The organism is Pseudomonas sp. AK106 (genome assembly GCF_053903055.1).
In genome coordinates this window covers 2617180-2642821 of the sequence record NZ_CP096426.1, presented here as the reverse complement: position 1 = coordinate 2642821, position 25642 = coordinate 2617180, and the positions used below count along the sequence as shown (strand labels likewise).

General features: G+C 61.7%; 25 protein-coding genes and 1 pseudogene. 16 read left to right on the top strand and 10 right to left on the bottom strand.

The genetic code is table 11. The features are described from left to right. Positions 1–130 precede the first annotated feature (130 nt). Positions 131–481: a helix-turn-helix domain-containing protein gene (locus tag M1E04_RS11875; RefSeq protein ID WP_065990449.1), complete on the bottom strand. Its 351-nt coding sequence runs from the start codon at positions 479–481 to the stop codon at positions 131–133. Between the two features lie 81 nt (positions 482–562). Here M1E04_RS11875 and M1E04_RS11870 point away from each other — a divergent pair, with 81 nt between their 5' ends. The 11 genes from M1E04_RS11870 (at position 563) to M1E04_RS11820 (ending at position 13695) form a co-directional block, all read left to right on the top strand. Beyond that, positions 563–790 (top strand): DNA-binding protein, encoded by a 228-nt coding sequence (locus tag M1E04_RS11870; RefSeq protein WP_296309797.1) that lies wholly within the window; start codon positions 563–565, stop codon positions 788–790. A gap of 587 nt (positions 791–1377) precedes the next feature. Further along, complete coding sequence (locus M1E04_RS11865) at positions 1378–2463, top strand: 3-deoxy-7-phosphoheptulonate synthase (RefSeq protein ID WP_456293049.1); 1086 nt, start codon at positions 1378–1380, stop codon at positions 2461–2463. Between the two features lie 301 nt (positions 2464–2764). Beyond that, entirely contained in the window at positions 2765–3646 is an 882-nt protein-coding gene (locus tag M1E04_RS11860) for an esterase/lipase family protein (protein ID WP_456293048.1), read from the top strand. Between the two features lie 108 nt (positions 3647–3754). Then, positions 3755–4036, top strand: coding sequence for a peptidylprolyl isomerase (locus tag M1E04_RS11855; RefSeq protein WP_065990442.1), 282 nt, complete (start codon positions 3755–3757; stop codon positions 4034–4036). Between the two features lie 211 nt (positions 4037–4247). Next, positions 4248–6116 carry an extracellular solute-binding protein gene (locus M1E04_RS11850; protein ID WP_456293047.1) on the top strand — a complete coding sequence of 623 codons (1869 nt, stop codon included), beginning with the start codon at positions 4248–4250 and terminating at the stop codon, positions 6114–6116. After that, positions 6116–7180: a microcin C ABC transporter permease YejB gene (locus M1E04_RS11845; RefSeq protein ID WP_192131888.1), complete on the top strand. Its 1065-nt coding sequence runs from the start codon at positions 6116–6118 to the stop codon at positions 7178–7180. The genes M1E04_RS11850 and M1E04_RS11845 overlap by 1 nt, the downstream gene beginning before the upstream one ends. Next, positions 7180–8202, top strand: coding sequence for an ABC transporter permease (locus M1E04_RS11840; protein ID WP_065990436.1), 1023 nt, complete (start codon positions 7180–7182; stop codon positions 8200–8202). Before M1E04_RS11845 ends, M1E04_RS11840 begins: the two co-directional genes overlap by 1 nt. Before the next feature lies 1 nt (position 8203). Next, positions 8204–9787, top strand: a complete 1584-nt coding sequence (locus M1E04_RS11835) for an ABC transporter ATP-binding protein (protein WP_456293046.1) — start codon at positions 8204–8206, stop codon at positions 9785–9787. Positions 9788–9850: 63 nt separating this feature from the next. Beyond that, complete coding sequence (locus M1E04_RS11830; RefSeq protein WP_456293045.1) at positions 9851–11266, top strand: sigma-54 interaction domain-containing protein; 1416 nt, start codon at positions 9851–9853, stop codon at positions 11264–11266. A gap of 256 nt (positions 11267–11522) precedes the next feature. After that, entirely contained in the window at positions 11523–12914 is a 1392-nt protein-coding gene (locus M1E04_RS11825) for a GntP family permease (RefSeq protein ID WP_456293044.1), read from the top strand. A gap of 10 nt (positions 12915–12924) precedes the next feature. Beyond that, positions 12925–13695 (top strand): 3-hydroxybutyrate dehydrogenase, encoded by a 771-nt coding sequence (locus tag M1E04_RS11820; protein ID WP_296314754.1) that lies wholly within the window; start codon positions 12925–12927, stop codon positions 13693–13695. Positions 13696–13849: 154 nt separating this feature from the next. Here the strand turns inward: M1E04_RS11820 and M1E04_RS11815 are convergent, their stop codons facing one another. Further along, positions 13850–15016, bottom strand: coding sequence for a PilT/PilU family type 4a pilus ATPase (locus M1E04_RS11815; protein WP_065990428.1), 1167 nt, complete (start codon positions 15014–15016; stop codon positions 13850–13852). Positions 15017–15271: 255 nt separating this feature from the next. Here M1E04_RS11815 and M1E04_RS11810 point away from each other — a divergent pair, with 255 nt between their 5' ends. Continuing rightward, positions 15272–15547, top strand: coding sequence for a peptidylprolyl isomerase (locus M1E04_RS11810; protein WP_456293043.1), 276 nt, complete (start codon positions 15272–15274; stop codon positions 15545–15547). A 177-nt stretch (positions 15548–15724) separates the two neighbouring features. Here M1E04_RS11810 and kdgK read toward each other — a convergent pair whose 3' ends face one another. From kdgK to M1E04_RS11770, 8 genes are all read right to left on the bottom strand, one after another. Beyond that, positions 15725–16666, bottom strand: coding sequence for a 2-dehydro-3-deoxygluconokinase (gene kdgK / locus M1E04_RS11805; RefSeq protein ID WP_456293042.1), 942 nt, complete (start codon positions 16664–16666; stop codon positions 15725–15727). Between the two features lie 12 nt (positions 16667–16678). Then, on the bottom strand, positions 16679–17884 hold the full coding sequence (locus tag M1E04_RS11800) for an amino acid deaminase (RefSeq protein WP_456293041.1): 1206 nt from the start codon (positions 17882–17884) through the stop codon (positions 16679–16681). Between the two features lie 38 nt (positions 17885–17922). Next, positions 17923–18684 carry an IclR family transcriptional regulator gene (locus M1E04_RS11795; protein ID WP_456293040.1) on the bottom strand — a complete coding sequence of 254 codons (762 nt, stop codon included), beginning with the start codon at positions 18682–18684 and terminating at the stop codon, positions 17923–17925. Positions 18685–18841: 157 nt separating this feature from the next. Further along, positions 18842–19228 carry a RidA family protein gene (locus tag M1E04_RS11790; RefSeq protein WP_456293039.1) on the bottom strand — a complete coding sequence of 129 codons (387 nt, stop codon included), beginning with the start codon at positions 19226–19228 and terminating at the stop codon, positions 18842–18844. A gap of 24 nt (positions 19229–19252) precedes the next feature. Beyond that, positions 19253–20044, bottom strand: a complete 792-nt coding sequence (locus M1E04_RS11785; RefSeq protein ID WP_456293038.1) for an amino acid ABC transporter ATP-binding protein — start codon at positions 20042–20044, stop codon at positions 19253–19255. Then, positions 20041–20703 carry an amino acid ABC transporter permease gene (locus M1E04_RS11780; protein WP_065990416.1) on the bottom strand — a complete coding sequence of 221 codons (663 nt, stop codon included), beginning with the start codon at positions 20701–20703 and terminating at the stop codon, positions 20041–20043. Before M1E04_RS11780 ends, M1E04_RS11785 begins: the two co-directional genes overlap by 4 nt. 12 nt (positions 20704–20715) lie before the next feature. After that, a complete protein-coding gene (locus M1E04_RS11775) occupies positions 20716–21378 on the bottom strand; it encodes an amino acid ABC transporter permease (protein ID WP_065990414.1) in 663 nt (220 codons plus the stop codon). Positions 21379–21453: 75 nt separating this feature from the next. Then, positions 21454–22302 (bottom strand): transporter substrate-binding domain-containing protein, encoded by an 849-nt coding sequence (locus M1E04_RS11770; protein WP_192131899.1) that lies wholly within the window; start codon positions 22300–22302, stop codon positions 21454–21456. A gap of 584 nt (positions 22303–22886) precedes the next feature. On the opposite strand from M1E04_RS11770, the gene M1E04_RS11765 reads away from it, so the two are divergent. The 4 genes and pseudogenes from M1E04_RS11765 to M1E04_RS11750 all read left to right on the top strand — a co-directional run bounded on the left by M1E04_RS11765 (position 22887) and on the right by M1E04_RS11750 (position 25478). Further along, positions 22887–23255 (top strand): NUDIX hydrolase, encoded by a 369-nt coding sequence (locus M1E04_RS11765; protein ID WP_192131901.1) that lies wholly within the window; start codon positions 22887–22889, stop codon positions 23253–23255. 229 nt (positions 23256–23484) lie between these two features. Next, a pseudogene (locus M1E04_RS11760) lies at positions 23485–24213 on the top strand (PAS domain-containing protein); the annotation flags it as partial. Positions 24214–24222: 9 nt separating this feature from the next. Continuing rightward, positions 24223–24795 carry a methyl-accepting chemotaxis protein gene (locus tag M1E04_RS11755; RefSeq protein ID WP_244160392.1) on the top strand — a complete coding sequence of 191 codons (573 nt, stop codon included), beginning with the start codon at positions 24223–24225 and terminating at the stop codon, positions 24793–24795. 152 nt (positions 24796–24947) lie between these two features. Next, positions 24948–25478, top strand: coding sequence for a GAF domain-containing protein (locus M1E04_RS11750; protein WP_065990408.1), 531 nt, complete (start codon positions 24948–24950; stop codon positions 25476–25478). Positions 25479–25642 lie beyond the last annotated feature (164 nt).

Below are 25642 nucleotides of genomic sequence, written 5' to 3'. Positions count from 1 at the left end.
GACCTGCTCTGGAGCACTGCGAGTGCATGTGTACCAGATGATCTACAAAGAGGTTCACACGCTATCATCATCGACCGCAAAACTTGATAAAAATCTTCAAACGCCCGACCGTTGCATCGCCCGGATTGCCTTATAACTTCCTGTCCGGGGCGTAACTGCTCTGATATTCCGCCAGGGTCGTGGTTAACCGGCAGATGGCATCCTGTTCCTCCTTTCCCAGGCTGCGGTAACTCCCCACCATCCATTCTTCGTTCTCGCTCAGGCCGACAATGGGCACCGGAGTGCGGGAACCTGTCAGCACGTACAACACGTCGACACCGCGAGGGGCGACGCGGGCGAGATAATCGGCCTTGGGGGTGCGTTCACCGTTTTCGTACTTGCCCTGCGCGTTGGCTTCCACGCCACCGATCTCACCGAATGCGCGTTGTGAAAGCCCCAAGCGCTCGCGCTCTTCCCTAATTCGGGCACCTATTCCACTCATTTGGATGCATAGCCTTGTTGACATCACTCTTTTGAGTGATAGAATCGAAATAATTTGAACGAACTTGAACGGTTTTGAACTATGCCCGGAATCCGTACCGCCGCACAAGCCAAGGCTTGGCTGGAACAGCAAGGCAAATCGGTTCAAGAGTTTGCCAGGGAGCACAACGTGGACCCGGCGACGACCTATCAAGTGTTGTCCGGGCGAAAGAAGGGACGCCGGGGCGAGTCCCACAGAGTCGCGGTGCTGCTGGGAATGAAGATCGGCGTGATACCGACCGCCGGATCGTCGGAAGCACCCGAAGACTGATTCATTTTTTTGGCCGTGTTGTGGGTTGCTTAAAAGCAAGTTGTCCCCAATCAGCCCGATTGTAATTTCCAATTGAAGAACCCGATCGGTCTGAAGTAAGCTCGGCGGCATTCCACGGAGTCAGACCATGTTGCGTTCCCTTTCCTTACAGTTGTTCAGCGCCGCCGACAGTTCACGTCAGGCTGAGCGTGCGGCTGCCTGGAATGCGAACGCGTCTGCCGCTCCTGCATCTTATTTTTATGGGTATTGGTTTAGCCACTGGCGCGCCTGATACCCAAACGGCGCCCTGAACTTCGGGACGCCCACCAGAGATAACTCTCACCCCCGGTCGGCTTCCCGACCGGGGGTTTTGTTTTTCTGGGCCACACATTTCTGACTGATTGATTCAAGGAGCTGCACATGAACCACCACTATTACCGCCACGACACCGACTTCGCCTGGCGATTTAGCAACCTCCGTTCGGGACAGCCTGCCGCCTCCGATCGGTCACTGACAGGTGGCATCGCCCTGCTCACAGCCAACCCGGCCAATTGTCGAACACCCCAGTAGGTCCGCGCGGGCAAACCCGCCGACCAGGAAGCCAGCACATGAATTCGCCCGTCGTCAGCAACACCCTCATCGACTTGCCCTCCGGCGTCGTCACTCTGAATGACAGCCGCCCTGCCCCGACACGCTTGCCCACGCCCCTCCAGCTGAAACATCAGCTGCCGCTGGACGCTGCCCTGACCGCCCAGGTCGCCGCCCACCGCCAGTCGATTCGCGCCATTCTCAACGGTGAAGATTCGCGCCTGCTGGTCGTTGTCGGCCCGTGCTCGATCCACGATCCCCACGCCGCTGTGGAATACGCCGAACGCCTGGCGCATCTCGCCGCCGAAGTCAGCGACCAGATGCTGCTGGTGATGCGCGCCTACGTCGAGAAGCCGCGCACTACCGTCGGCTGGAAAGGCCTGGCGTACGATCCCGCGCTGGACGGCAGTGACAACATGGCCGAGGGCCTTGCCCTGTCGCGGCAGTTGATGCGTGAGATGGTCCGGCTCGGCTTGCCGATCGCCACGGAGTTGCTGCAGCCGATGGCGGCGAGTTACTTCGATGATGTGTTGAGCTGGGTCGCCATTGGCGCAAGAACCACCGAATCGCAGATCCATCGGGAGATGGCCAGCGGCCTCGGCGTGCCCACGGGTTTCAAGAACGGTACCGACGGCGGCATCTCCGTGGCCTGCGACGCCATTCGCTCGGCGGCCCACGCCCACCGGCATTTCGGTATGGACCCTCAGGGCCACCCGGCGATTATTGAGACGTCGGGCAATCCCGACACCCACATCGTGCTGCGCGGCGGCCACGGAGGGCCCAACTATGACGCCGCCAGCGTTGCAGCGGTGAATGCCAGCCTGGCGAAGCACCGCATGGCCGCGCGCATCATGGTCGATTGCAGTCACGCCAACAGCGGCAAGGATCCGCTGCGTCAGCCCGCCGTTTTCAACGACGTACTGCAGCAACGGCTGGCCGGTGACCGGACACTGATCGGCATGATGCTGGAGAGTCACCTGTTCGAAGGCTGCCAGCCGTTGAGTGCTCCCCTCAAATACGGCGTGTCGGTGACGGACGCGTGCCTGGGCTGGGAGTCAACGGAACGCCTGCTGCGCGATGGCGTGAACAAACTGCGCTACAGGTAACATTTGCAAACGGGAAGCCGGTCGCAGCCATGCGTCCGGCTTCCCGCAGAAGCGTCGTCGCCGTCAACTGCGGCCCGTGGCAGCGAAGACGCCCCTCGTGGGAAAGCGCCCCGCGCCTTCGGCGTATTTGCACCGTAACGCCCGCGTCTTTTCCAGCCTCTGCGGGACACAAGGTCTGGAGCGATGAAACGCTCGCCACGACCTGCACTAACCGGCGCATGGCCATACTCCGCTGCGCCCTCCGCCCATGACCTTCGCTGGTTAAGCTCAATCCTTCTTTTATATCGAAGGAATGATCGACATGTACAAGGAAGTCACCACCAAATACCCCATCTTGCTGGTCCACGGGCTGTTTGGCTTTGACCGGATCGGCAAGGTCGAAATGTTCCACGCCATCCCCCAGGCGCTCGAGCAAGCCGGATGCAGGGTCCACGTGCCGGCGCTGTCCGGCGTCCACGACAACGAAATTCGCGGGGAGCAGTTGATTGATCAGATCGAACGCTTCCTGCGCCGCACCGGTTACCTGAAGGTCAACCTGATCGGGCACAGCCAGGGCGCGCTGACCTCCCGCTATGCCGCTGCGATGCGTTCGGATATCGTGGCGTCGGTCACTTCCGTGAGCGGCCCCAATCACGGATCGGAGGTGGCCGACCGGGTACGTCGGGCGCTGACGCCCGGACAGATGCCTGAAGCGGTGGCGTCGCGGCTGACCGCAGGTTTTGCCCACTTCCTGGCGCTGCTGAGTGGTAACTCGGACCTTCCACAGGATCCGGTTCAGGCACTGGATGCGCTGACGACCGAGGGCGTCGCGGCCTTTAACCGCACGTATTCCCAGGGACTGCCCGCAACATGGGGCGGCGAAGGCGCCGAACGGGTCAACGGCGTTCATTATTACTCGTGGAGCGGGTGCATCGATGGCTCGCTGTTTTCCGAGGGCCGCAATGCCCTGGACCCGCTGCACCTGGCGCTGCGCAGTTATGCACTGCTGTTCGAAAAGGAGGCTGCGTCCAATGACGGCCTGGTCGGCCGCTTCAGCTCTCACCTGGGCAAGGTGATCCGCTCCGACTATCCGATGGACCACGTGGATTCGATCAACCAGAGTGCCGGTCTGGTCCGCAAGCAGGTGGACCCGGTGAAGCTGTACGTGGATCACGCCGCTCTGCTGTTCCGCAAGGGGCTTTGACCGGCGATGTCGTCTGTCACGGGCCGTCAAAGGCGCCTGAACTTTCTCGGGAAACGAGGCCCTTATTCCGGTACGCTTCGTTTCTTTTTTTTAAAGGAGTCACCCAAAATGGCCAAAGCCACTGCCCGCCACATCCTCGTTTCCAGCGAAGACAAGTGCAACGAACTCAAAACGCAGATCGAAGGCGGCGCTGATTTTGCTGAAGTCGCAAAATCCAATTCCAGCTGCCCGTCCAGCCGTCAAGGCGGCGACCTCGGCTCCTTCGGCCCGGGTCAAATGGTCAAGGAATTCGACACCGTGGTGTTCAGCGCGCCGCTGAACGTTGTTCAGGGCCCGGTGAAAACCCAGTTCGGTTATCACCTGCTGGAAGTGACCAGCCGCCAGGACTGATCCTCCGCGCTGCTGCACCAACGGCCCGCCCTTGAAAGCGGGCCGTTTGTTTATCCGATGCCCGCACCGCAATGCATTGTCCGGTTACAAAGACGCCGGCTTTGCGGTACCTTGCCTGCGGGGCAATCAATAAAAAACCGGACCGGCCACCCCGCGCCGTCATGACCTTCAACCCAGATATTGCTCGCCGATGTCAGTCAGGATTCGTGCAATGCGTTTTGTTTTGTCATCGCTGATGGTCGCAACACTCGTCCTCGTTTCTGGTTTTCAGGTTTTATCCGCCGCCCCTCAACACGCATTGACCGTTTACGGCGAGGCGCCGCGTTACCCGGCGAACTTCGGGCATTTCGATTACGTGAATGCCGACGCCCCCAAAGGCGGAAGCATGCGCCGCTCGGCTCAGGAAATCGGTCAGTTCGATCACATCATGCCGTACCTCGACAAAGGCACCGGCGTGGCCCAGGTCAACGGCTTGCTGTACTCGCCCCTGGCGGTCAGGTCGCTGGACGAGCCCTACACCGTTTATGGCCTGATCGCAGAGAAAATGGAACGCGCCCCCGACGGCCTGTCATTGCGTTTCTACCTGAGCCCCAAGGCCAAATTTTCCGACGGCTCGGCCATCACCGCCGAAGACGTGCGCTTCACCTACAACCTGCTGATGACCCAGGGCAGCCTGTCGTACCGCACCGAGTTTCAAGACGTCAAAGGCGTCGAAGTCGAGTCGCCGACGCAGATCCGCTTTGATTTCAAAAGCAGTGAGAGCCGCACTTTGCCCCTGGATCTGGCCTCGCTGCCGGTGTTTCCCGAGCATTGGTGGAAAGACCGCGACTTCGCCAACGGCGGCGGCTTCGAGATTCCGGTGGGCAGCGGCCCGTATCGCATCGGCAAGGTCGACCCCGGGCGCAGCATCACCTTCGAACGCAACCCGGACTGGTGGGGCAAGGACCTGCCGGTCAATCGCGGCCTGTACAACTTCGATCACTTCAGCGTCGAGTATTTCGGCGACACCGACGTCGCCCGCCAAGTGCTGCGCGGTGGCGGTTATGACTACAACCGCGAATATTCCGCCACGGGTTACTCCATCGGCTACGACAGCCCGGCGTTGACCGAAGGCCGCTTGCAGCGGGCGCACCTGGCCAAGGGCGCGGTGCAGAGCTCTCAGGGTTTCATCTTCAATCTGGACCGTCCGAAATTTCAGGATCGCCGCGTGCGTCAGGCGCTGGCGATGCTGTGGGACTTCGAGTGGACCAACAAGCAGATGATGCGCAACGTTTATGTGCGTCAGAACAGCTACTTCTCCAACAGTGATCTGGCGGCGACGGCGTTGCCCACCGCGTCCGAGCTGAAGATCCTCGAGCCGTTGCGCGGTCAGGTGCCGCCGGAAGTCTTCACCACGGTGTTCCAGACCCCGAAAACCGATGGCAGCGGCTTCATTCGCGACAAACAGCTGCAAGCCCTGGCGTTGCTTGAAGAAGCAGGCTGGATGCCCCAGGGTGACAAGCTGGTCAACGCCCAGGGCCAACCGTTGAGTTTTACCTTTCTCAACGGCCAGAGCGGCTTCGAGAAAATCCTGCTGCCGTATAAGCGCAATCTGGCGCAGATCGGCATCGACTTCGAAATCCGCCGCATCGATTCGGCGCAGTACCTGAACCGGGTCATGGCCCGGGATTACGACATGATCGTCACCGGCTACGGCGTCTCGACCTCCCCGGGCATGGAGCTGTACAACAACTTCGGCTCGAAGGTCGCCAACGATCCGGGGTCCAGCAACTACATGGTCTTGCGCGACCCGGCCGTTGACACCCTGATCGAGGGCCTGGCAAAAGCCGACAGCAAGCCGGCGATGATCGATTACGCCCATGCCCTGGACCGGGTGCTGCAGTGGGGCTTCTACTGGATTCCAAACTATTACCCGCCCGGCTCGTCCACGGTGTGGTGGAACCGTTTCGGCATTCCCAAGGTGCAGGCCAGCAACAGCGAAGCCATCGATACCTGGTGGGAAGTCAGCCCCCAGGCACTGACCAACGAACAGTTCGCCCAGCAACGGGGCGCTTCGGCCATTCCCTCGGAGGTCAAGTAATGCTCGGCTACCTGATGAGGCGCCTGCTGCTGATCATTCCGACGCTGCTGTGCATTCTGCTGGTCAACTTCTTCATCGTGCAGGCAGCGCCCGGCGGGCCCGTCGAGCAAGCCATCGCCAAGCTGCAAGGCGTCGCGGGCGGCACCATCGGCGCAGGCCACACCGAAACCATGAACGCCGGGCAGTCCCGGGCCAGTCGCGGGCTCGACCCCAAGCTGATCAAGGAAATCGAGCACCAGTACGGTTTTGACAAGCCTCTGCATGAGCGCCTGTGGCTGATGCTGAAGAACTACGCGCAACTGGATTTCGGCAACAGCTTCTTTCGCGGCGCCAAGGTCACGGACCTGATCCTGCAAAAGATGCCCGTCTCCATCTCGCTGGGGCTGTGGGCGACGCTGATCACCTACCTGGTGTCGATCCCCCTGGGCATCCGCAAGGCGGTCAAGCACGGCAGTCACTTTGATATCTGGAGCAGCACGGCCATCATCATCGGTTACGCGATGCCGGCCTTTCTGTTCGCCATGCTGCTGGTGGTGCTGTTTGCCGGCGGCACGTCGCTGAGCTGGTTCCCGGTCCGCGGGCTGGTGTCCGAGAACTTTGATCAACTGAGCACTCTGGGCAAGATCGCCGACTACTTCTGGCACTTGGTGTTGCCGGTCACGTCGCTGGTCATTGGCGGTTTTGCAACGCTGACCATTCTGACCAAAAACTCCTTCCTGAACGAAGTCACCCGCCAGTACGTGGTGACCGCCCGGGCCAAGGGGCTGAGTGAGCGACGGGTCCTCTACGGCCACGTGTTCCGCAACGCCATGTTGCTGATCGTGGCGGGCATTCCCCAGGCGTTTATCAGTGTGTTCTTTGCCGGTTCGTTGATGATCGAAGTGATCTTCTCCCTCGATGGCCTCGGCCGCATGAGTTACGAAGCCGCGGTGTCGCGGGACTACCCGGTGGTGTTCGGTTCGCTGTTCATCTTCACGCTGTTCGGGTTGCTGATAAAGCTGGTCGGGGACATCTGCTACACCCTGGTCGACCCCCGGATCGACTTCAGCGCGAGGAATGCGTGATGCGCAGACTGTCTCCGGTGGCACGCCGTCGCTTCGAGCGCTTTCGCAATAACCGCCGGGGCTGGTGGTCGCTGTGGCTGTTTTGCGGGCTGTTCGTGCTCAGCCTGTGCGGCGAGCTGATTGCCAACGACAAACCCCTGGTGCTGAGTTATCAGCACGAGCTGTACTTCCCCGCCTTCAAGCGCCACACCGAGCAGGAATTCGGCGGCCAACTGCCCTTTCAGCCGGACTACCGCAGCGACTACGTGCGCCAGTTGATCAGCAAGGGCGATGGCTGGATGCTGTTTCCGCCGATTCCGTTCAGCGATGACACACCCAACTATGACCTGAACAAACCGGCGCCGAGCCCGCCCTCTTCGATCAACTGGCTGGGCACCGACGATCAGGCCCGGGACGTGCTGGCCCGGGTCATTTTCGGCGCGCGGGTATCGATTCTGTTTGCCCTGGCGTTGACGTTCATCAGCGCGCTGATCGGCATCGCAGCCGGCGCGTTACAGGGCTATTACGGCGGCTGGGTGGATTTGATCGGACAGCGCCTGCTGGAAGTCTGGTCTGGCCTCCCGGTGCTGTACCTGCTGATCATCCTGTCGGGCTTCGTCGAGCCAAACTTCTGGTGGCTGCTGGGGATCATGGCGCTGTTTTCATGGCTGGCGCTGGTAGACGTGGTGCGCGCCGAATTCCTGCGCGGGCGCAATCTGGAATACGTCAAAGCGGCGCGGGCGCTGGGGCTGAGTGATCGCAAGGTGATCCTGCGGCACATTCTGCCCAACGCGATGAACGCCACCCTGAGCTATCTGCCGTTCATCCTCACCGGGGCGATTTCCACACTGACCGCGCTCGACTTCCTCGGCTTCGGCATGCCCGCCGGCAGCGCGTCACTGGGCGAGCTGATTGCCCAAGGCAAACAGAACCTGCAAGCGCCATGGCTCGGTTTCACGGCATTTTTCACACTGGCGCTGATACTGTCGCTGCTGGTGTTTATTGGCGAGGCCCTGCGGGATGCCTTCGACCCGAGGTCCTGAGATGTCCGAAAACCTGATCGAAATCCGCGACCTTTCGGTGTCGTTCAACGGGCACACCGTGGTCAAACACCTGAGCCTGGACATCCCGGCCGGCGAGTGCCTGGCACTGGTCGGCGAGTCGGGCTCGGGCAAATCGGTGACCGCCCATTCGATCCTGCAACTGCTGCCCCAGGCCGGCACGCTGAGCACCGGCAGCATTCGTTACCGCGGCAAAGAGTTGCTCGGCGCCGATGGCAACGTCATGCGCGAGCTGCGCGGCAATCAGATCGCGATGATCTTTCAGGAGCCAATGACCTCGCTGAACCCTCTGCAGACGGTGTCCCGGCAGATCGGCGAGACCTTGTTGCTGCACAAGGGCATGGCAGGCAAGGCGGCCCAGGCGCGGATCATCGAGCTGCTGGAGCTGGTCGGCATTCAGCACCCGAAAAAGCGCCTGAAGGCCTATCCCCACGAGTTGTCCGGCGGCCAGCGCCAGCGTGTGATGATCGCCATGGCGCTGGCCTGCGAGCCGGAACTGCTGATTGCCGATGAGCCCACCACGGCGCTGGATGTGACGGTGCAGCGCAAGATCCTGCTGCTGCTCAAACAGCTCCAGCAACGGCTGAACATGTCGCTGTTGCTGATCAGCCACGACCTGAATCTGGTCCACAGCATCGCCCAGCGGGTGTGCGTGATGCGCGCCGGGGAAATCGTCGAGCAGTCCAACTGCCAGTCGCTGTTCAAAAACCCGCAACATGCCTACAGCCGCTTGCTGCTGGACGCCGAACCGGCAGGCGAGCCGTTACCCCGGGACACCCGCGAGAAGGTGCTGGAGGTCGATAACCTGCGCGTCTGGTTCTCCCTCGGCGGCGGGATTTTCAACCGGCACCACGAATACCTGAAAGCGGTCGATGACATCAGCCTCAGCATCGAGCGCGGCAAAACCTTAGGGATCGTTGGCGAATCCGGCTCGGGCAAGTCGACACTCGGTCAGGCCATCCTGCGCTTGCTCGAGTCCCGTGGCAGTATCCGCTTCAAGGGTCACGCGCTGGACAGCCTGAATCAAAAGCAGATGCGCCCATGGCGCAAGCAGATGCAGGTGGTTTTCCAGGACCCTTACGGCAGCCTCAGCCCGCGCATGTCGGTGGCACAGATCATCAGCGAGGGCCTGGAAGTTCACAGCGACCTGGACCAGGCCAGCTGTGAGGCTGAAGTGATTCGCGCGCTGGAGGAAGTCGGCATCGACCCGTCGAGCCGGCACCGTTACCCCCACGAGTTTTCCGGTGGGCAGCGGCAGCGGATCGCCATTGCCCGCGCCCTGGTGCTCAAACCTGCCCTGATACTGCTCGACGAACCGACGTCTGCGCTGGACCGCACGGTGCAGAAGCAGGTCGTCGCGTTGTTGCGGCAATTGCAGGAGCGGCATGGCCTGACCTATCTGTTTATCAGCCACGACCTGGCCGTGGTCAAGGCGCTGGCCCATGACCTGATCGTGGTCAAGGACGGCAAAGTGGTCGAGCGCGGCGCGAGCCACGACGTGTTCGATGCGCCGCAGCACCCTTACACCCGGGAATTGCTGGCGGCGGCCCACCCCGGTTTCAATTGAAGCTCGCCCCAAACAGTAGTCTGTGCGGCCAGATGCCGAGGAACAGGATGGATGGAACCGCACATGAACGACAACGAAAGCCTGAAGGATTACCGGCGCGTTCGGCGGCTGGCGATCCGCTCGCTGTTTGAGATCATCGAGCAGTCCAGCGAGGGCACGGTCATCGTCGACCGCGACGCCCGCATCGTCTGGATCAACGAGCGCTACGCCCGCCGTTTTGGCCTCGAAGACCCCAGCCGCGCGGTGGGTCAGCCCTGTGAACAGGTGATTCCCGGCAGCCTGCTGCGTCAGGTGGCGAGCAACGGCCAACCGATTCTGCTGGACATGATGGACACGGCGAAGGACCCGCTGGTGGTCATGCGCCTGCCGATCCATGACGACGGCGGCGCGGTGATCGGCGCCATCGGCTTCGCACTGTTCGATGAGCTACAGGCCCTGTCGCCGCTGCTCAAGCGCTATTCGAGCATGCAGCAGGAGCTTGCCTCGACCCGCTCGCTGCTGCGCGCCCGGCAAGCTAAATACACCTTTACCCACTTTATCGGCACCAGCGCCGCCAGCCTGGAAGTCAAACGCCGCGCCCGTCGCAGTGCCAGTACCGATTCCCCGGTGTTGCTGCTTGGTGAGACCGGTACCGGCAAGGAGCTTCTGGCCCACGCCGTGCACAACAGTTCGCCACGGGCGCACAAACCCTTCATCAGCATCAACAGCGCTGCGATTCCCGAGGCGTTGCTGGAGGCGGAATTCTTCGGCACGGCCCCGGGCGCGTTTACCGGCGCCGATCGCAAGGGGCGCCACGGCAAATTGCACCTGGCCGAGGGCGGCACGCTGTTTCTCGACGAAATCGGCGACATGCCCCTGCCATTGCAAAGCAAGTTACTGCGGGTGCTGCAGGAGAAAGAATACGAGCCGGTGGGCTCCAACGCGATGATCAAAAGCGATGTGCGCGTGATCGCCGCGACCTCCACCGACCTTGAAGCGGCAATCAAGCGCGGCGAGTTTCGCGCCGACCTGTATTATCGGCTGAGCGTACTGCCCATAAAAGTGCCACCGTTGCGCGAACGTCTGGATGACATCCCAGCGCTGGCCGAGGCGATTCTTGAGGACCTTCACAGCCATCACGAACTGGCCCCCGCGGCCTTGGTGGCCCTCGCGCAGCACGCCTGGCCAGGCAATATCCGCGAGCTGCGCAACGTGCTCGAACGTGCTGCGCTGCTCAGCGACGATCTGCAGCTCAGCCCCGGTGACATTCGCGCCGCCATCGGTACGCTGGTGCCGGTCGCCAGCCCACCGGTGGCAGCGTGGTCCGCGTCCAATGACCAGACCTACAGCGAGGCGCGCCAGCATTTCGACCGGGAGCTGATTCAGGCAAAGCTGGCCCAGTGCGCGGGGGACGTGGTGCTCGCGGCACGGCAGCTAGGGTTGGGCCGTTCGACGCTGTACAAGAAGATGGCCGCGCTGGGCATCGCCGAGTCTCAATAAAGAGACTGGCTGTCTATCTTCCGGGATAACGGGCACGGCTCCCGCACCAGAGCGGCTGCCACCCCGACACGATCGCTTTGGCGGTCCCCGTTCCGGCCTTAACCGTCCCATTATCGGGACGCACAGGCCCCCCGCCATCACCCATTTCAGCTAAACCTCATAATAATCAGGGGCTTAGCGCGATGGCATGAATGTAGCTATACCTCCTGTTGCGCGGCCTCGCCGCACCCAAAACAAAAACAACAGGAGACACTCGATGAGTGTGATCATCGCTTTAGCGGCGCTTACGCTGCTGATGCTGGCTGCCTACCGGGGTTACAGCGTCATCCTCTTTGCCCCCATCGCGGCCCTCGGCGCCGTACTGCTCACCGAGCCGTCAGCCGTGGCCCCCGCCTTCACCGGCGTGTTCATGGACAAGATGGTCGGCTTCGTCAAACTCTACTTTCCGGTGTTTCTGCTCGGTGCCGTGTTCGGCAAGCTCATCGAGCTGTCGGGCTTTTCGCGCTCCATCGTGGCGGCTGCCATTCGCATGCTCGGCACCCGCCAGGCGATGCTGGTGATCGTGCTGGTCTGCGCGCTGCTGACCTACGGCGGCGTGTCGCTGTTCGTCGTGGTGTTTGCGGTGTACCCGTTCGCCGCCGAGATGTTCCGCCAGAGCAACATTCCCAAACGGCTGATTCCGGCGACCATCGCCCTGGGTGCGTTTTCGTTCACCATGGACGCCCTGCCCGGCACGCCGCAAATCCAGAACATCATCCCCTCGACCTTCTTCAACACCACGGCGTGGGCGGCGCCTTGGCTGGGGCTGATCGGCACGGCGTTCGTGTTCAGCGTCGGCATGCTGTTTCTGCAGCGCCAGCGCAACCGGGCCCAGCGTGCTGGTGAAGGCTACGGCACTGAGCTGCGCAATGAGCCGGACACACCGGCCGATATCGCGCTGCCAAACCCGTGGATCGCACTGGCGCCGCTGTTGCTGGTGGGGGTCATGAACCTGCTGTTCACCCAGTGGATTCCCCAGTCGTACGGCAAGACCCACACCCTGGCGCTGCCGGGCATGGCCACACCAGTGCAGACCGACATCGCCAAGATCACCGCGATCTGGGCCGTGGAAGCGGCGTTGCTGGTGGGCATTGTGTTTGTGCTGCTGTTCGCCTTCAGGACGGTGAAATCCAAGCTGGCCGAGGGCAGCAAGGGTGCAGTCAGTGGCGCACTCCTGGCGGCGATGAACACGGCGTCGGAATACGGTTTTGGCGCTGTGATTGCTTCGTTGCCCGGATTCCTCGTGCTGGCCGACGGACTGAAGATTATTCCCAATCCGCTGGTCAACGAAGCGATTACCGTGACGCTGCTGGCCGGGATCACCGGGTCGGCGTCCGGGGGCATGAGCATTGCCCTGGCGGCGATGTCCGATAGCTTTATCACGGCGGCCCATGCGGCGAACATTCCGCTGGAGGTGTTGCACCGCGTCGCGGCCATGGCCAGCGGCGGCATGGACACCCTGCCGCACAACGGCGCGGTCATCACCCTGCTGGCGGTCACCGGCCTGACCCACCGCGAGGCCTACAGGGACATCTTCGGCATCACGATTATCAAGACGCTGGCAGTGTTCGTGGTGATCGGCGTTTTCTATGCAACCGGCATCGTATGAGGAATTGAACATGAGTCTGCAAGGCAAAACCGCACTGGTCACCGGCTCTACCAGCGGCATCGGCCTGGGCATCGCGCTGACGCTGGCCAAGGCCGGCGCACATCTGGTGCTCAACGGCTTCGGCGATGCGTCGGCGGTGATCGAGCAGGTCAAGCAGTACGGCGGTAAGGTCGGCCACCACCCGGCGGACGTCAGCGATGTCGCGCAGATCGCCGACATGATTGCCTACGCCGAGCGCGAATTCGGCGGCGTCGACATTCTGGTCAACAACGCGGGCATTCAGCACGTCGACGCGGTGGAGGATTTCCCCGTCGAGAGCTGGGACAAGATTATCGCCATCAACCTGTCGTCGGTGTTTCACAGCACGCGGTTGTGCCTGCCGGGCATGCGTGCCAAGGGTTGGGGTCGGATCGTGAACATTGCCTCGGTGCATGGCCTTGTGGGTTCGACGGGCAAGGCGGCGTATGTGGCGGCCAAGCACGGCGTGATTGGCTTGACCAAGGTGGTCGGGCTGGAAACCGCGGCAAGCAATGTCACCTGCAACGCCATCTGCCCGGGCTGGGTGCTGACGCCGCTGGTGCAGAAGCAGATCGATGATCGCGCTGCCGTGACCGGTGACCTGGAACAGGCGAAGCATGACCTGCTGGCGGAAAAGCAGCCATCGCTGGAATTCGTGACGCCTTCGCAGTTGGGGGAACTGACGTTGTTTCTGTGCAGCGAAGCCGGGGCGCAGGTGCGTGGCGCGGCGTGGAATATCGATGGCGGGTGGCTGGCGCGATAAGGGCGGCAAGCCCTGTAGGACCGGCTTTAGCCGGGAAGACGTCGGTCGCTACACCTCAAATGTGTGGTGTTCATACCGGCCTCTTCCCGGCTGAAGCCGGTCCTACAAGGGAAAGCGTCAGTGATGACACCGCACAATCATCACTGAGGAAACCTCAATTCCCCGGCTCGTCCCGCTCGTCCACCAGCCCCCAATCCTTCACATTCACCTGCGCGGCAGGCTGGGGCGCACGGGGGGCGCTGGCGATGGTCGATGGCCCGTCCTCGCTGTGCAGTTTCAACCGCAGGCGCACGTTGTTGGCCGAGTCCGCGTTCTTCAGGGCTTCGTCTTCAGTGATTGCGCCTTCCACCGCCAGGTCATACAGCGCGTTGTCGAAGGTCTGCATGCCGAGGTTGGTGGACTTCTCCATGATGCCCTTAAGCTCGGTCAACTCGTTGCGGTGGATCAGGTCGCGAATCGTCGGCGTGCCCAGCATCACCTCCACTGCCGCACGGCGCTTGCCGTCAGTGGTCTTGACCAACCGCTGGGAGACGAACGCCTTGAGGTTGTTGCCCAAGTCATGCAACAGCTGGGGACGGCGTTCTTCAGGGAAGAAGTTGATGATGCGGTCCAGCGCCTGGTTGGCGTTGTTGGCGTGCAGCGTCGAAATCGCCAGGTGGCCGGTGTCGGCAAACGCCAGGGCGTGCTCCATGGTCTCGCGGTCGCGGATCTCGCCGATCAGAATCACGTCCGGCGCCTGACGCAGGGTGTTCTTCAACGCCGCATGGAAGCTGCGCGTGTCGACGCCCACTTCCCGCTGATTGATGATCGAGCGCTTGTGTTTGTGGATGAACTCCACCGGGTCTTCGATGGTGATGATGTGGCCGCTGGCGTGACGGTTGCGGTGGTCGATCAGTGCGGCCAGCGAGGTCGATTTACCCGAACCGGTGGCGCCGACGAACAGCACCAGGCCGTGCTTTTCCATGATCACATCGAGCAGGACCGGCGGCAGGTGCAGGTCTTCGAATTTGGGGATGTCGAGCTTGATGTTGCGCGCCACGATTGACACTTCGTTGCGCTGCTTGAAGATGTTGATTCGGAATCGCCCCACACCGGACAGGGAAAACGCCAGGTTCATTTCCAGGTCGCGTTCGAAATCCACGCGCTGTTCGGCGTCCATGATGCCGTTGGCAATCACCGCGACGTCACCGGGCTTGAACGCTTCGGTGCCCAGCGGCTTGAGCACGCCATTGAACTTGGCGCAGGGGGGCGCGCCCGTGGACAGGTAAAGGTCCGATCCATCCTGGGTGGCAAGCACCTTCAACAACGCCGGAAAATCCATAAGGCAACACCGCACATGAGGTTTGAGGAGACTGCAGGCCTACAGGTTGTGGACCTTCGACCGGTTTTAACGTTCGGGCTGTTTGCTGGCCGGGGCAAGGCACTTGAACAGCCGGGTCGGGGCCGTGTGAACAGCCGGGTCAGGCCTGTCTCAGCGCCGAGCCGCACGTTCGTCCGGTCAAGGTGTGGGAAATTACCCGAAATCGCGCAGCAAAGGCATAATGCGCGGCTTTTTTATCGAGACCTCCGGACCATCATGAAAGCCCACGCCCGCCACATTCTGGTCAAGACCGCTGAAGAAGCCGAGCAACTGAAACAGCGCATTGCCAAGGGCGAGGCGTTTGACGTGCTGGCGAAGAAGTATTCGACGTGCCCCAGCGGCAAGCGCGGCGGGGATCTGGGTGAAGTGCGACCGGGCCAGATGGTCGGCGCGATTGACCAGGTGATTTTCAAAAAACCGTTGCGGACCGTGCATGGTCCGGTCAAAAGCAAATTCGGGTATCACCTGGTGCAGGTGTTTTATCGGGATTGAGGGTTGGGGCCGGAATGTGTAGCGGTCGTTCTGGCCCCTTACCTTAGTAGGACTGGCTTTAGCCGGGAACAGGCCGGATTGAGCACTCTCGATTTTGCGGTGTGTCGCCTGGCCCCTTCCCGGCTGAAGCCGGCCTACAGGGTGTGCGCGGCCCTACGCAGGGTTCTCGGCCCTGCCTCAAATCGGCATCACACTGCGCGGGATCAACGCCCCCGGGTGCTGAATCACCAGGCTCGCCAACTGATGCCCGGCGTTGGCCGCATCTTTCGGACCGCCGCCGCGCAAACGCCGAGCCAGATAGGCCGCGCTGAAGGAATCCCCCGCCGCCGTTGTGTCGATGACTTTCTGCACGGCGTGCGCAGGCACTTCATAACGCCGGTCGTCGACGCTCACGAGACAGCTCTGCGCCCCGCGCTTGACCACCACTTCGCTGACACCCAGGTCGCGGTAGGTCTGCAAAATTTCCTCGCCGTCGGCGTAATCGAACAGCGCCTGCTCGTCCTCCTCGGTCAGCAGGGCCAGATCCACTTCGTGCATGACCGCGCGATACGCCTGCCGCGCTTGCTCGACACTGCGCCACAAGCGCGGCCGATAGTTGTTGTCGAACACCACCCGCGCGCCCCGGTCCCGGGCCTCGCCAAGGGTCGACAGTAGCCGCGCCCTGCCTGTTTCACCGAGCACGGCCAGGGTGATGCCGCTGAAATACAGCACGTCGTAATCCGGCAGCGCGGCCAGCACCGGCTCCGCCGCCGGCGTGGTGAAGCATTCGCGCACCGCCGCCTCGTTGCGCCAGTACAGGAAACGCCGCTCGCCGTTGGCGTCGGTCTGAATGCAATACAGACCCGGCAAACGCCCCGGCAGACGCTGTACCCGACTCAGGCCAATGCCCTCCTCCGTCCAGACCTGGCACATGGCGTCGCTGAAACTGTCATCGCCCAGCGCCGTGACGTAATCCACCTGCGCCGCCGAACCCAGCAGCCGCGACAGGTACACCGCCGTATTCAGCGTGTCGCCGCCGAAGCTCTGCTTGAGCGTGCCGTTGGCGTGCTGTTGCAACTCGATCATGCATTCGCCGATCAGGGCGACGCGCGGGTAGCTGTGACTGACCATTTCACTCATTGCAGACTCCTGTCAGAAGCAGGTATCAAAGGATTCGATGACGCGCAGGTCATCGCCGACCAGGCACCCCGTGCGCCATTTGTCGAAGGTCAGGCACGGGTGCGAGGTGCCAAACGAAACGATATCGCCGACCTTTAACTCGCAGCCCGGCGCGACGGTCATGAACGCATGCTGATCCATCACCGCCGTGACGGTGCAGGCGCTGACGTCCTCGCCAGTCGCCGGTACCGCCCCTGGCGCATAGCGCTTGATCGGGCTGGGCATGCCGGCGTCGAACGCCACGTCGCGCTTGCCCATGGCAATCACCGCAAAACCCGGCTCAGGCATCGACTGCACATGGGCCCAGACTTCCATCGCCGGCCGTAAGCCTTCGCTGAGGTCGTGGCGTCGGTCGAGCACGCAGCACTGCGCGTCTTTGTAGATGCCGTGGTCGTGGACCACGTAACTGCCGGGGCGCAGCACGCTGAGGAAACGCTCGCGCACCTGTTGCTTGTCGAATTCCTCGGCGATCAGGTCGTACCAGGCCGAACCCGAGGCTGTGACGATCGGGCGATCGAGGGCAAACGCGCCCTTGTCCTGCAGGGTCACGGCCAGCCGCACCAGCGATGTGGCGAACGCGCGAATGCCGCTCACCGCCTCGTCGCCATGGATCACGCCTTCGTAGCCCTCGATGCCGGTCAGCTTCAGCGCCGGTTGCGCCGCAATGGCGTCGGCCAGGGCCATGACCTCGGCTTCGCTGCGGCAGCCGCAACGCCCACCGACCACGCCGTACTCGATCATCACATTGAGGGTCAGGCCCTTGGCGGCGAAGAACTCGCCCAGCGCCTTGACGTTGTCCGGGTGGTCGACCATGCAATGAAAGTCGAACATCCCGTCCGTGAGCATCTCGGCGATGAGCGCCATGTTCGGCGCGCCGACCAACTGGTTAGCCATCAGCACCCGACGCACGCCGTGGGCATAGGCCGCGCGGGTCTGCACCGCCGTGGCGAGGGTCATGCCCCAGGCGCCGTGCTGCAACTGCCGCAGAAACAGCGCCGGCACCATGCTGGTCTTGCCGTGGGGCGCCAGTTCAGCGCCACTGTCGCTGACGAACTTCTGCATCCAGCGCAGGTTGTGCTCCAGCGCCGTGTCGTGGATGACCAGCGCGGGCAGGCTGACGTCCCGCACCAGGTGGTCGCCGGGTTGCGTGGCGCCTTTTTCAATCGCGGCAATGCTCATATGTTCTCCTGAATTTTTTGTTCGTGTGTGCGGCGACGCTATTCGATGACGCGCCGGGCCAGGCCGTTGGCGCTGTCGATCAACACGCGCCGGTAATGATCGTAGTGGGCCGTGGCGTCGGCCCGCGGGGCGACGATGCACAGGGTCGCGATGCAGATGCCCTGTCTGTCCCGCACGGGTGCGGCGAAGCAATGGGTGAAGGTGTCGGCGATGCTGTCGAAGGAAAAGAAGCCGTCGTCGTGGGCCTTGCGGATCTCGGCCAGAAACGTCTCGACCGGCAGGCGCGTGCCGTCCGGGAGGATGAAGTCCTCGTCGTCGATCAGGTCGATGATCGCCTGATCCGTGAGGTGCCCGAGCAGCAGGCGTCCCGAGGCGGTCCACGGGATCGGCGCGTCCTCACCGATGTCGGAGGAAATACGAAAATGCCGCGCGCCCTCCTTCATCAGCGCGACGGTGTATTTGCGGCCGTTGAGCAGGCACATCTGCGCGGTTTCCCGGGTCTGCTCGACGATTTCACCCAGGCTGACCTCGGCCTCGCGGGTGAAATCGAAATGGCGCAGATGCGCCTGCCCGAGGAAATACAACTGCCGCCCCAGGTAGACGTGGCCGTCCTTGCCGACGGTCTCGAGGACGCGTCGTTCTAGCAGCGAACTGACCAATTCGTACACCGTCGATTTCGGGCTGCCGATGCCGCTGGCGATCTCGTTGGGCCGCATCGGCGTACCGGTTTCCTTGAGGAAATCGAGAATATCGAACGCTCGGTCTAAACCACGGGCCCGGCGTTTGATGTCTTCGGTCATAAGAGCAACTCCAAGCTAAACGGCGCGGATGCAAAAAGCGCCTTCAGCCATTGAAATGGGGTAGGCAGTTGAGCTGCAAGCTTCAAGCTAAAGGCGCCAACCGTTGGATCACCGCTGTATCGACTTGCAGCTTGTAGCTTGCCGCTCACAGCTCGCCTCACTTCTGTTTATAGGCAATGCAATCGATCTCGACCTTGCAGTCGACCATCATGTTGGCCTGTACACAGGCGCGGGCCGGGGCGTGTTCCGGGGAGAAGTACTCGCCGAAGACCTTGTTGAAGCTCCAGAAATCACGCGGGTCTTCCAGCCACACGCCGACACGCACCACGTCTTCCAGGCCGTAACCGGCCTCGGTCAGGATCGCCACCAGGTTCTGCAGGGTCTTGTGGGTTTGCTCGACGATCCCGCCGTTGACGATCTCACCGTTTTCGGCCGGCACCTGACCCGACACATGCAGCCAGCCATCGGCTTCGACGGCGCGGGCGAATGGACGTGGCTGGCCGCCACCTGCGGTACTGCCGGCGCCGTAACGAGTAATGCTCATGAAAATCTCCTTTGAGTGAGCGTCTTAAAAACGAATGTTCTTGAGGAATTCAGCCAGACGCGCTGACTTGGGTTGTTCGAATAATGTCTTGGGCGGGCCCTGCTCTTCGATGCGGCCCTGATTCATGAACACGATCTGATCGGACACCTCGTAGGCGAAGCGCATCTCGTGGGTCACCAGCAGCATGGTCATGCCCTCTTCGGCCAGGCCCTTGATCACGCTGAGCACCTCGCCCACCAGCTCCGGGTCCAGCGCTGAGGTGACTTCATCGAACAGCATCAGGCTCGGGTTCATCGCAATGGCCCGGGCAATCGCCACGCGCTGCTGCTGACCGCCGGAGAGCTGGCCGGGAAAGTGATTGCGCCGCTCCAGCAGGCCAACGCGGTCCAGCCACTTTTCGGCCAGGGCGATGGCTTGGTCCTTGGGCAGCTTCTTCACTTTGAGCAAGCCGAGGGTGACGTTCTGCAGCGCGGTCAGGTGCGGAAACAGGTTGAACTGCTGAAACGCCATCCCGGTCATCGCGCGGTGCCGGGCGATGAGCTTTTCCGGGTGGCGCACGCGCTTGCCACTGACGTCGCTGTAGCCGATGTCCTGACCTTCGAGACGAATGTGCCCGCCCTGAAACTCTTCCAGCAGATTGACGCAACGCAGCAACGTGGTTTTGCCCGAGCCGCTGGAGCCGATCAGCGTGACCACATTGCCTTTGTTCATTTTCAGGTCAACGCCCTTGAGCACTTCGACCGGGCCATAGGATTTGTGCAGCCCTTCGATGCTCAACAGAGCCGGGGCGGCAGTCGCGGTGTGAGTCTGTGTCATGGCAAGGCCACCCGTTTTTCGATTTGCCGCCCGAGAAGCTCGATGGCGTAGTTGATGACAAAGAAGAGAAACCCCGCGAACAGGTAAAACTCAAGGGTCATGAAATTGCGCGCGATGACCTGCTGGGTGCTGAGCAGCAGCTCGGCCACGCCGATCACCGAGAGCAGGGTCGAGGCCTTGACGATCTCCGTCGACGAATTGACCCAGGTCGGCAAGATCTGCCGCAATGCCTGGGGCAGCAACACATAGCTGAGGGACTGGGGAAACGTCAGGCCGATGGCCTTGCCGGCTTCCAGCTGCCCGCGCGGGATGGCCTGCAAGGCACCGCGCACGATCTCGGCGACGTGGGAGCCGCAAAACAGCGTCAACCCCAGCGCACCGGCCTGAAACGCGCCGATCTGCCAGCCCAACGCTGGCGCCATGTAAAAGCAGGCCAGCACCAGCACAAACACGGGCGTGCCGCGAATCAGATCCACGTAGGCGCGAAACGGGAGGCGCGCCCACCATTTGCCGTAGGTCAGGATCAGCCCGGCAAATACGCCGATCACCGTCCCGAACACGATCGCCAGGCCCGCGCACTGGACACTGGTGAGAAACCCGGCCCACAGCGCTTCCCGCGCGACCCACAATTCATGCAACCAACTGGGTTGTTCGTACATGGTCCGGGCCTCCTAGCGGCGAATCGCCAGACGCTGCTCGAGGTAACGCAGCAGCATGGCAATGAGGTAACAGGCGGCGACGTACAGCGCCGTGGTCACCAGCCAGGTTTCAATCACCCGGTAGCTTTCGACGTTGATCTTGCGCGCGTAATAGGTCAGTTCCGGCACCGCGATGGCAGCGGCCAGCGACGTGTCCTTGAACAGCGAAATGAAGTTGTTCGACAGCGCCGGCAGCACGTTGCGCAACATCACCGGCACGACGATGTACGCGCGCACCTGCCATTCGCCGAGGCCGATCGCCAGCCCCGCTTCGCGCTGGCCCTTGTGGATGCTCAGCAGGCCAGCGCGGAAGACTTCGGTCAGATACGCCCCGGCATACAGCGACAGGGTGACGATGAACGACGGGATCTTGTCCAGACGAATGCCCAGGCTGGGCATGGCAAAGTAAATCAACAGGATCAGCACCAGAATCGGCGTGTTGCGCACCACGGTCACGTAAATCGACGCGACGATCCGCAGGGCGCGGTAGCGGGACAGCATCGCGAATGCTGCCAGCATGCCGATGACGCAACCGATGGCGATGGAAATCAGGGCCAGTTCCAGGCCGAGCCCCAGCCCTGCCAGCAGACTGGGGAAATCCCGCCAGACCGCTGCAAAATTCAGCTGATAATTCATGGTCAGCAGTACCTGGGGCGGGACGGCATCACGGCCGTCCCCGCCCCCTTCAGTGGGCGACGCGAGCGGCGCGGGTTATTTGTATTCCATCGGGAAACCGATCGCCGGGGTCGGCAGGTCCACGCCGAACCACTTCTTGAACGACTCGGCGTACATCGGGAATTCAACACCGGTCATGGCTTCATGCAGGGCGGTGTTGACGAAGTTCAGCCAGTCCTGATCGCCACGTTTGACGGCGCACGCGTAGGTTTGCGGGCTCCAGGCGAACGCGGGCGAACGATAGCGACCGGGGTTCTGCACCATCAGGTATTTCACCGACGACTGATCGGTGGCCGCCGCATCGGCGCGACCGGAGTTGATGGCCTGGTACATCAGGTCGACGCTGTCGTACTGGTCGACCTTCGCCTTGGGCAGCGCCTGATGCACCAGCTCTTCGGCGTAGACGTTCTGCAGCACGGCAACGGTGACGCCATCACCCGCGCCTTTCAGGTCGTCGATTTCCTTGTACTTGCTGTTGGTCGGCAGCAGCAGCGCCACGCCTTCGCGGTAATAAGGCAGCGTGAACGCCACCTGCTGGGCGCGGCTGGCAGTCACCGTGATGAACTGGCAGCTCATGTCGACTTTATCCGTCAGCAGGTTCGGGATTCGCGCGTCGGAGGACTGCACGACAAACTCGACCTTGCTCGGATCATTAAACAAGCCCTTGGCGACGATGCGCGCGATGTCGATATCAAAACCCTGCAACTTGCCGTCCGCACCCTGAAAGTGCCAAGGGGCATTGGTGCTCCCGGTACCCACGATGAGATGGCCGCGCTGCAGGACGTTGTCCAGCTTGCTGTCGGCGGCATATGCCGTCGTTGCCAACGTTGCTGCCGTTATCAGGGCCAATGCAAAAGCTTTCAAAGAAAGGGATCCGCGCCGCATGAGAGAAACTCCGCCGGTTGTATTTATTCCGCTATAGCGGAACCTTGTTTGCCACAACGGAATAGACAGCAGAAAGTGTGCCACAGAGTCAGGCGGTAAAAGAAGCGGCGAGAATCACCGGTGTTTTCAATCACATGGGTTGAAATCCAGGTGCGTGGAGGTCGAAACGCCACGCGGGCTGACCAGACTCCGCGCTACGGATCACCCCACACAGTGCGCAGTGGGCCCCATCGGCGTGCACTCCGCGCCAATAACGCCCATCACGGTTTGCGTGCCAAGACCGTTCATCGCGCCAAGGGCACGATCCGCCCGCCACAGAACCCAACCAGCGCGTTGGTTAAGTAGTGGCATTTTGGTTCATGTTGGCACCCCGCCCATCAGGCTGAACAAGACACCGTCTGGCTGGTTATCCCGACACACCCCTCAATCGAGCTATGGTTTTCTGAATACCGGCCGATTCAGGAGGATGAAGGGAACATTGGCACCGTTACTGCTTCAAACGTCTTTATGAAGCTTTTATGACAGCCGCGTGAATACCCAGGGACGGCGGCACTTTTACGGGTTGTACGGTGGAGGAACCCCCAATGAAACAGCGAGCCACAGTCATCTGCCGCAGGGACAACCAGATCCTTTACGTGCGCAAATCCAACGCCCGGTGGAACCTTCCCGGCGGCAAAGTCGAAGCTGATGAATCGCCTGCGCAGGCCGCTGCGCGCGAATTACGTGAAGAGACCGGTCTGATCCTGGAAGACCTGGCGTACATCACTCGCTATAAGGGCGGTGCCGTGTTGCATCACGTGTTCGAAGTGTCGGTGACGATGATCGCCACCCCTGCCCCCCACAACGAAATTGCCGACTGCAAGTGGTTCACCAGCAAAGAGCTGGGCGACCAGAAAGTCAGCCCAGCGGCGAAGTCCATCGTGAAGGCTTTTCTGACCAACGCCATTTATTAAGTGTTGTTGAGAGGCGTTCACAGGTTTTTCACATCGGGGGCGATACTCTTCACTTGCTCCTCCAAGACTGACTTTAAGCCCGCACCCCCCATCGCGGGCTTTTTCTTGCCCAAAATTCCTCCCGCCCCCCTCCTTTTCTCCCTGCCTGATCTATAAACATTCTGACGACCGGGCTTAATTTCGGCATCCGAACGCCGACAGTTAAGTGAGCATATCCAAGGAGCGGCAGATGTTTAATTCCAGAATCAAAAAGCAAATGTCCACTCTGAGCTCGGAGCTGGTCGCGCTGAAAAATTTTCACGACGCCCTCATGCAGCAAATGCTGTCGCTGACCGTGGATGCCGACCTGCGCATCACGGACGCAAACAGCAAATTCTGCGCAGCCATCGGTTACTCCCATGACGAGCTGGTTGGCCAGCCCATGGCGGCGTTCATTCCGACCTACGTCGCAACCATGCCGTGCTTCCGCGACTTCAAATTAGCGGCCGTCAACGGCACTGCGGTCACTGACGACTACCGCTTCATCAGCAAAGGCGGTTCGCTGATCTGGATTCACGCCACGTGGTCGCCGCTGAAGGATGATCAGGGCCGTGTGGCCGCCCTCAAATGTCTGGCCACCAACGTCACCGCCGAAGTCAACAAGGCCCGGGAAAACGAGTCGTTCATCAACGCCCTGCTGCGCTCGACAGCGGTCATCGAATTCGACCTCGGCGGTCACGTGCTGAAGGCTAACCAGTCCTTCCTCCAGGAAATGGGCTACAGCCAGGATCAGATTCTCGGCAAGCACCACAGCCTGTTCTGTGACCCGAAATTCGCCGCCACCGAAGACTACAAAGCGTTCTGGAAACGCCTGAACAACGGCGACTTCGTGGCCGACCGGTTCAAACGCATCAACAGCCGTGGCGAGGACGTGTGGCTGGAAGCGACCTACAACCCGGTCCACGACACCCAGGGCAAGCTTTACAAGGTGGTGAAATTCGCCACTGTCATTACCGATCAGGTACGTCGCGAAGCCGAAATCAGCGTCGCGGCCGGCACGGCCTTCGAGATCTCCCAGCGCACCGACGTCTCGGCGCAGCGCGGGGCAGCGGTGATCAACAACACCGTGGAAACCATGAACGGCATCGCCGACCAGATGCTCTCTGCCTCCCATGGCATGGAAGCGCTGGGCAAGCAGTCGTTGCTGATCAGCACCATCGTGCAAACCATCGGCGGCATCGCCCAACAGACCAACTTGCTCGCCCTCAACGCCGCCATCGAAGCCGCCCGTGCCGGCGAACAGGGCCGGGGGTTCGCCGTGGTGGCCGATGAAGTGCGTCAGCTGGCCGGACGCACCAGCACGGCGACCGAAGAGATTGTCGCGGTGGTGCAGCAGAACCAGAAACTGGTGGATGATGTGGTCAAGGACATGGGCAGCACCCGCGCCCAGGCGGAGCAAGGCCTGTCGCTGGCCAACCAGGCCGGCAGCGTGATCGTTGAGATCCAGGAAGGCGCGCGTCAGGTGGTGGGTGCCGTCCAGCGGTTCAACCACCAGCTCTGACAGCGGCCGCACCCGCCTTTAACTCGGGGTCCCCCATGACAAATGGTCGCAGCGCGCCGAGCGGGAGATACGCTTGCCCTACAAAATGCTAATCTGCGCCACATATGTGGCCCCATCCGGGTATGCCACCCCACGTTGACATGGAGCCGACAATGGCTTTGGATTCCCTGCTCTGCCCGGATTTGCTGACCATCGCAGAGCGTTCGGCGATCGCCGAGGTTGAAGCGACGACGAATATCCTCAGGCTCGTGACGCGGCTGACCGGCATGCGCTTTGCCGGTATTGCCAAGTTCACCGACTCCGAGTGGGTCGCCTGCGCGGTTTATGACGAGATTCACATCGGCATCCAGGAAGGCGAAGTGCTGGAGCTGGAAACCACGCTGTGCAACGAATTGATCGCAAACCCGAAAGCGCTGATCATCCCCAGCATCAGCCAGAGCGAGCGCTATGCGGGTCGCCCGGTGGTCAAGCAATACGCCATCGAGAGCTACATCGGCGTGCCGATCAGCCTGCCCGACGGCCAGCTGTTCGGCGCCTTGTGCCTGCTCGATTCCAAAGCCAGCACCTTCGAAAGCCCGGACCTCGTCGAAACCCTGGGCCTGTTCTCCCGGCTGATCGGCTGCATCGTGTTCTCCCATTACAGCACGGTGAACAAAGTAAGGACGCAGGTCGAGCACGCCTGATCCGGTGATCCTCACCGGCGAGCGGCGGTAGGTGGATAACCAAGACGGTGTTACACTGCCGCGCCTTGAATTCGCATGCGCCGCTTGAGCCTTTCACGGGGTCGCGGCGCGCGCCCCAGACCTGTGCGTCCTCCGGCGCACAGCAAGCGTGGTCGATGCAGGTC

Bases quoted from the DNA above. Each gene is read 5' to 3' on its own strand.
- M1E04_RS11875 (WP_065990449.1), bottom strand. From the start codon at position 481: ATGAGTGGAATAGGTGCCCGAATTAGGGAAGAGCGCGAGCGCTTGGGG.
- M1E04_RS11870 (WP_296309797.1), top strand. From the start codon at position 563: ATGCCCGGAATCCGTACCGCCGCACAAGCCAAGGCTTGGCTGGAACAG.
- M1E04_RS11865 (WP_456293049.1), top strand. From the start codon at position 1,378: ATGAATTCGCCCGTCGTCAGCAACACCCTCATCGACTTGCCCTCCGGC.
- M1E04_RS11860 (WP_456293048.1), top strand. From the start codon at position 2,765: ATGTACAAGGAAGTCACCACCAAATACCCCATCTTGCTGGTCCACGGG.
- M1E04_RS11855 (WP_065990442.1), top strand. From the start codon at position 3,755: ATGGCCAAAGCCACTGCCCGCCACATCCTCGTTTCCAGCGAAGACAAG.
- M1E04_RS11850 (WP_456293047.1), top strand. From the start codon at position 4,248: ATGCGTTTTGTTTTGTCATCGCTGATGGTCGCAACACTCGTCCTCGTT.
- M1E04_RS11845 (WP_192131888.1), top strand. From the start codon at position 6,116: ATGCTCGGCTACCTGATGAGGCGCCTGCTGCTGATCATTCCGACGCTG.
- M1E04_RS11840 (WP_065990436.1), top strand. From the start codon at position 7,180: ATGCGCAGACTGTCTCCGGTGGCACGCCGTCGCTTCGAGCGCTTTCGC.
- M1E04_RS11835 (WP_456293046.1), top strand. From the start codon at position 8,204: ATGTCCGAAAACCTGATCGAAATCCGCGACCTTTCGGTGTCGTTCAAC.
- M1E04_RS11830 (WP_456293045.1), top strand. From the start codon at position 9,851: ATGAACGACAACGAAAGCCTGAAGGATTACCGGCGCGTTCGGCGGCTG.
- M1E04_RS11825 (WP_456293044.1), top strand. From the start codon at position 11,523: ATGAGTGTGATCATCGCTTTAGCGGCGCTTACGCTGCTGATGCTGGCT.
- M1E04_RS11820 (WP_296314754.1), top strand. From the start codon at position 12,925: ATGAGTCTGCAAGGCAAAACCGCACTGGTCACCGGCTCTACCAGCGGC.
- M1E04_RS11815 (WP_065990428.1), bottom strand. From the start codon at position 15,016: ATGGATTTTCCGGCGTTGTTGAAGGTGCTTGCCACCCAGGATGGATCG.
- M1E04_RS11810 (WP_456293043.1), top strand. From the start codon at position 15,272: ATGAAAGCCCACGCCCGCCACATTCTGGTCAAGACCGCTGAAGAAGCC.
- kdgK (WP_456293042.1), bottom strand. From the start codon at position 16,666: ATGAGTGAAATGGTCAGTCACAGCTACCCGCGCGTCGCCCTGATCGGC.
- M1E04_RS11800 (WP_456293041.1), bottom strand. From the start codon at position 17,884: ATGAGCATTGCCGCGATTGAAAAAGGCGCCACGCAACCCGGCGACCAC.
- M1E04_RS11795 (WP_456293040.1), bottom strand. From the start codon at position 18,684: ATGACCGAAGACATCAAACGCCGGGCCCGTGGTTTAGACCGAGCGTTC.
- M1E04_RS11790 (WP_456293039.1), bottom strand. From the start codon at position 19,228: ATGAGCATTACTCGTTACGGCGCCGGCAGTACCGCAGGTGGCGGCCAG.
- M1E04_RS11785 (WP_456293038.1), bottom strand. From the start codon at position 20,044: ATGACACAGACTCACACCGCGACTGCCGCCCCGGCTCTGTTGAGCATC.
- M1E04_RS11780 (WP_065990416.1), bottom strand. From the start codon at position 20,703: ATGTACGAACAACCCAGTTGGTTGCATGAATTGTGGGTCGCGCGGGAA.
- M1E04_RS11775 (WP_065990414.1), bottom strand. From the start codon at position 21,378: ATGAATTATCAGCTGAATTTTGCAGCGGTCTGGCGGGATTTCCCCAGT.
- M1E04_RS11770 (WP_192131899.1), bottom strand. From the start codon at position 22,302: ATGCGGCGCGGATCCCTTTCTTTGAAAGCTTTTGCATTGGCCCTGATA.
- M1E04_RS11765 (WP_192131901.1), top strand. From the start codon at position 22,887: ATGAAACAGCGAGCCACAGTCATCTGCCGCAGGGACAACCAGATCCTT.
- M1E04_RS11750 (WP_065990408.1), top strand. From the start codon at position 24,948: ATGGCTTTGGATTCCCTGCTCTGCCCGGATTTGCTGACCATCGCAGAG.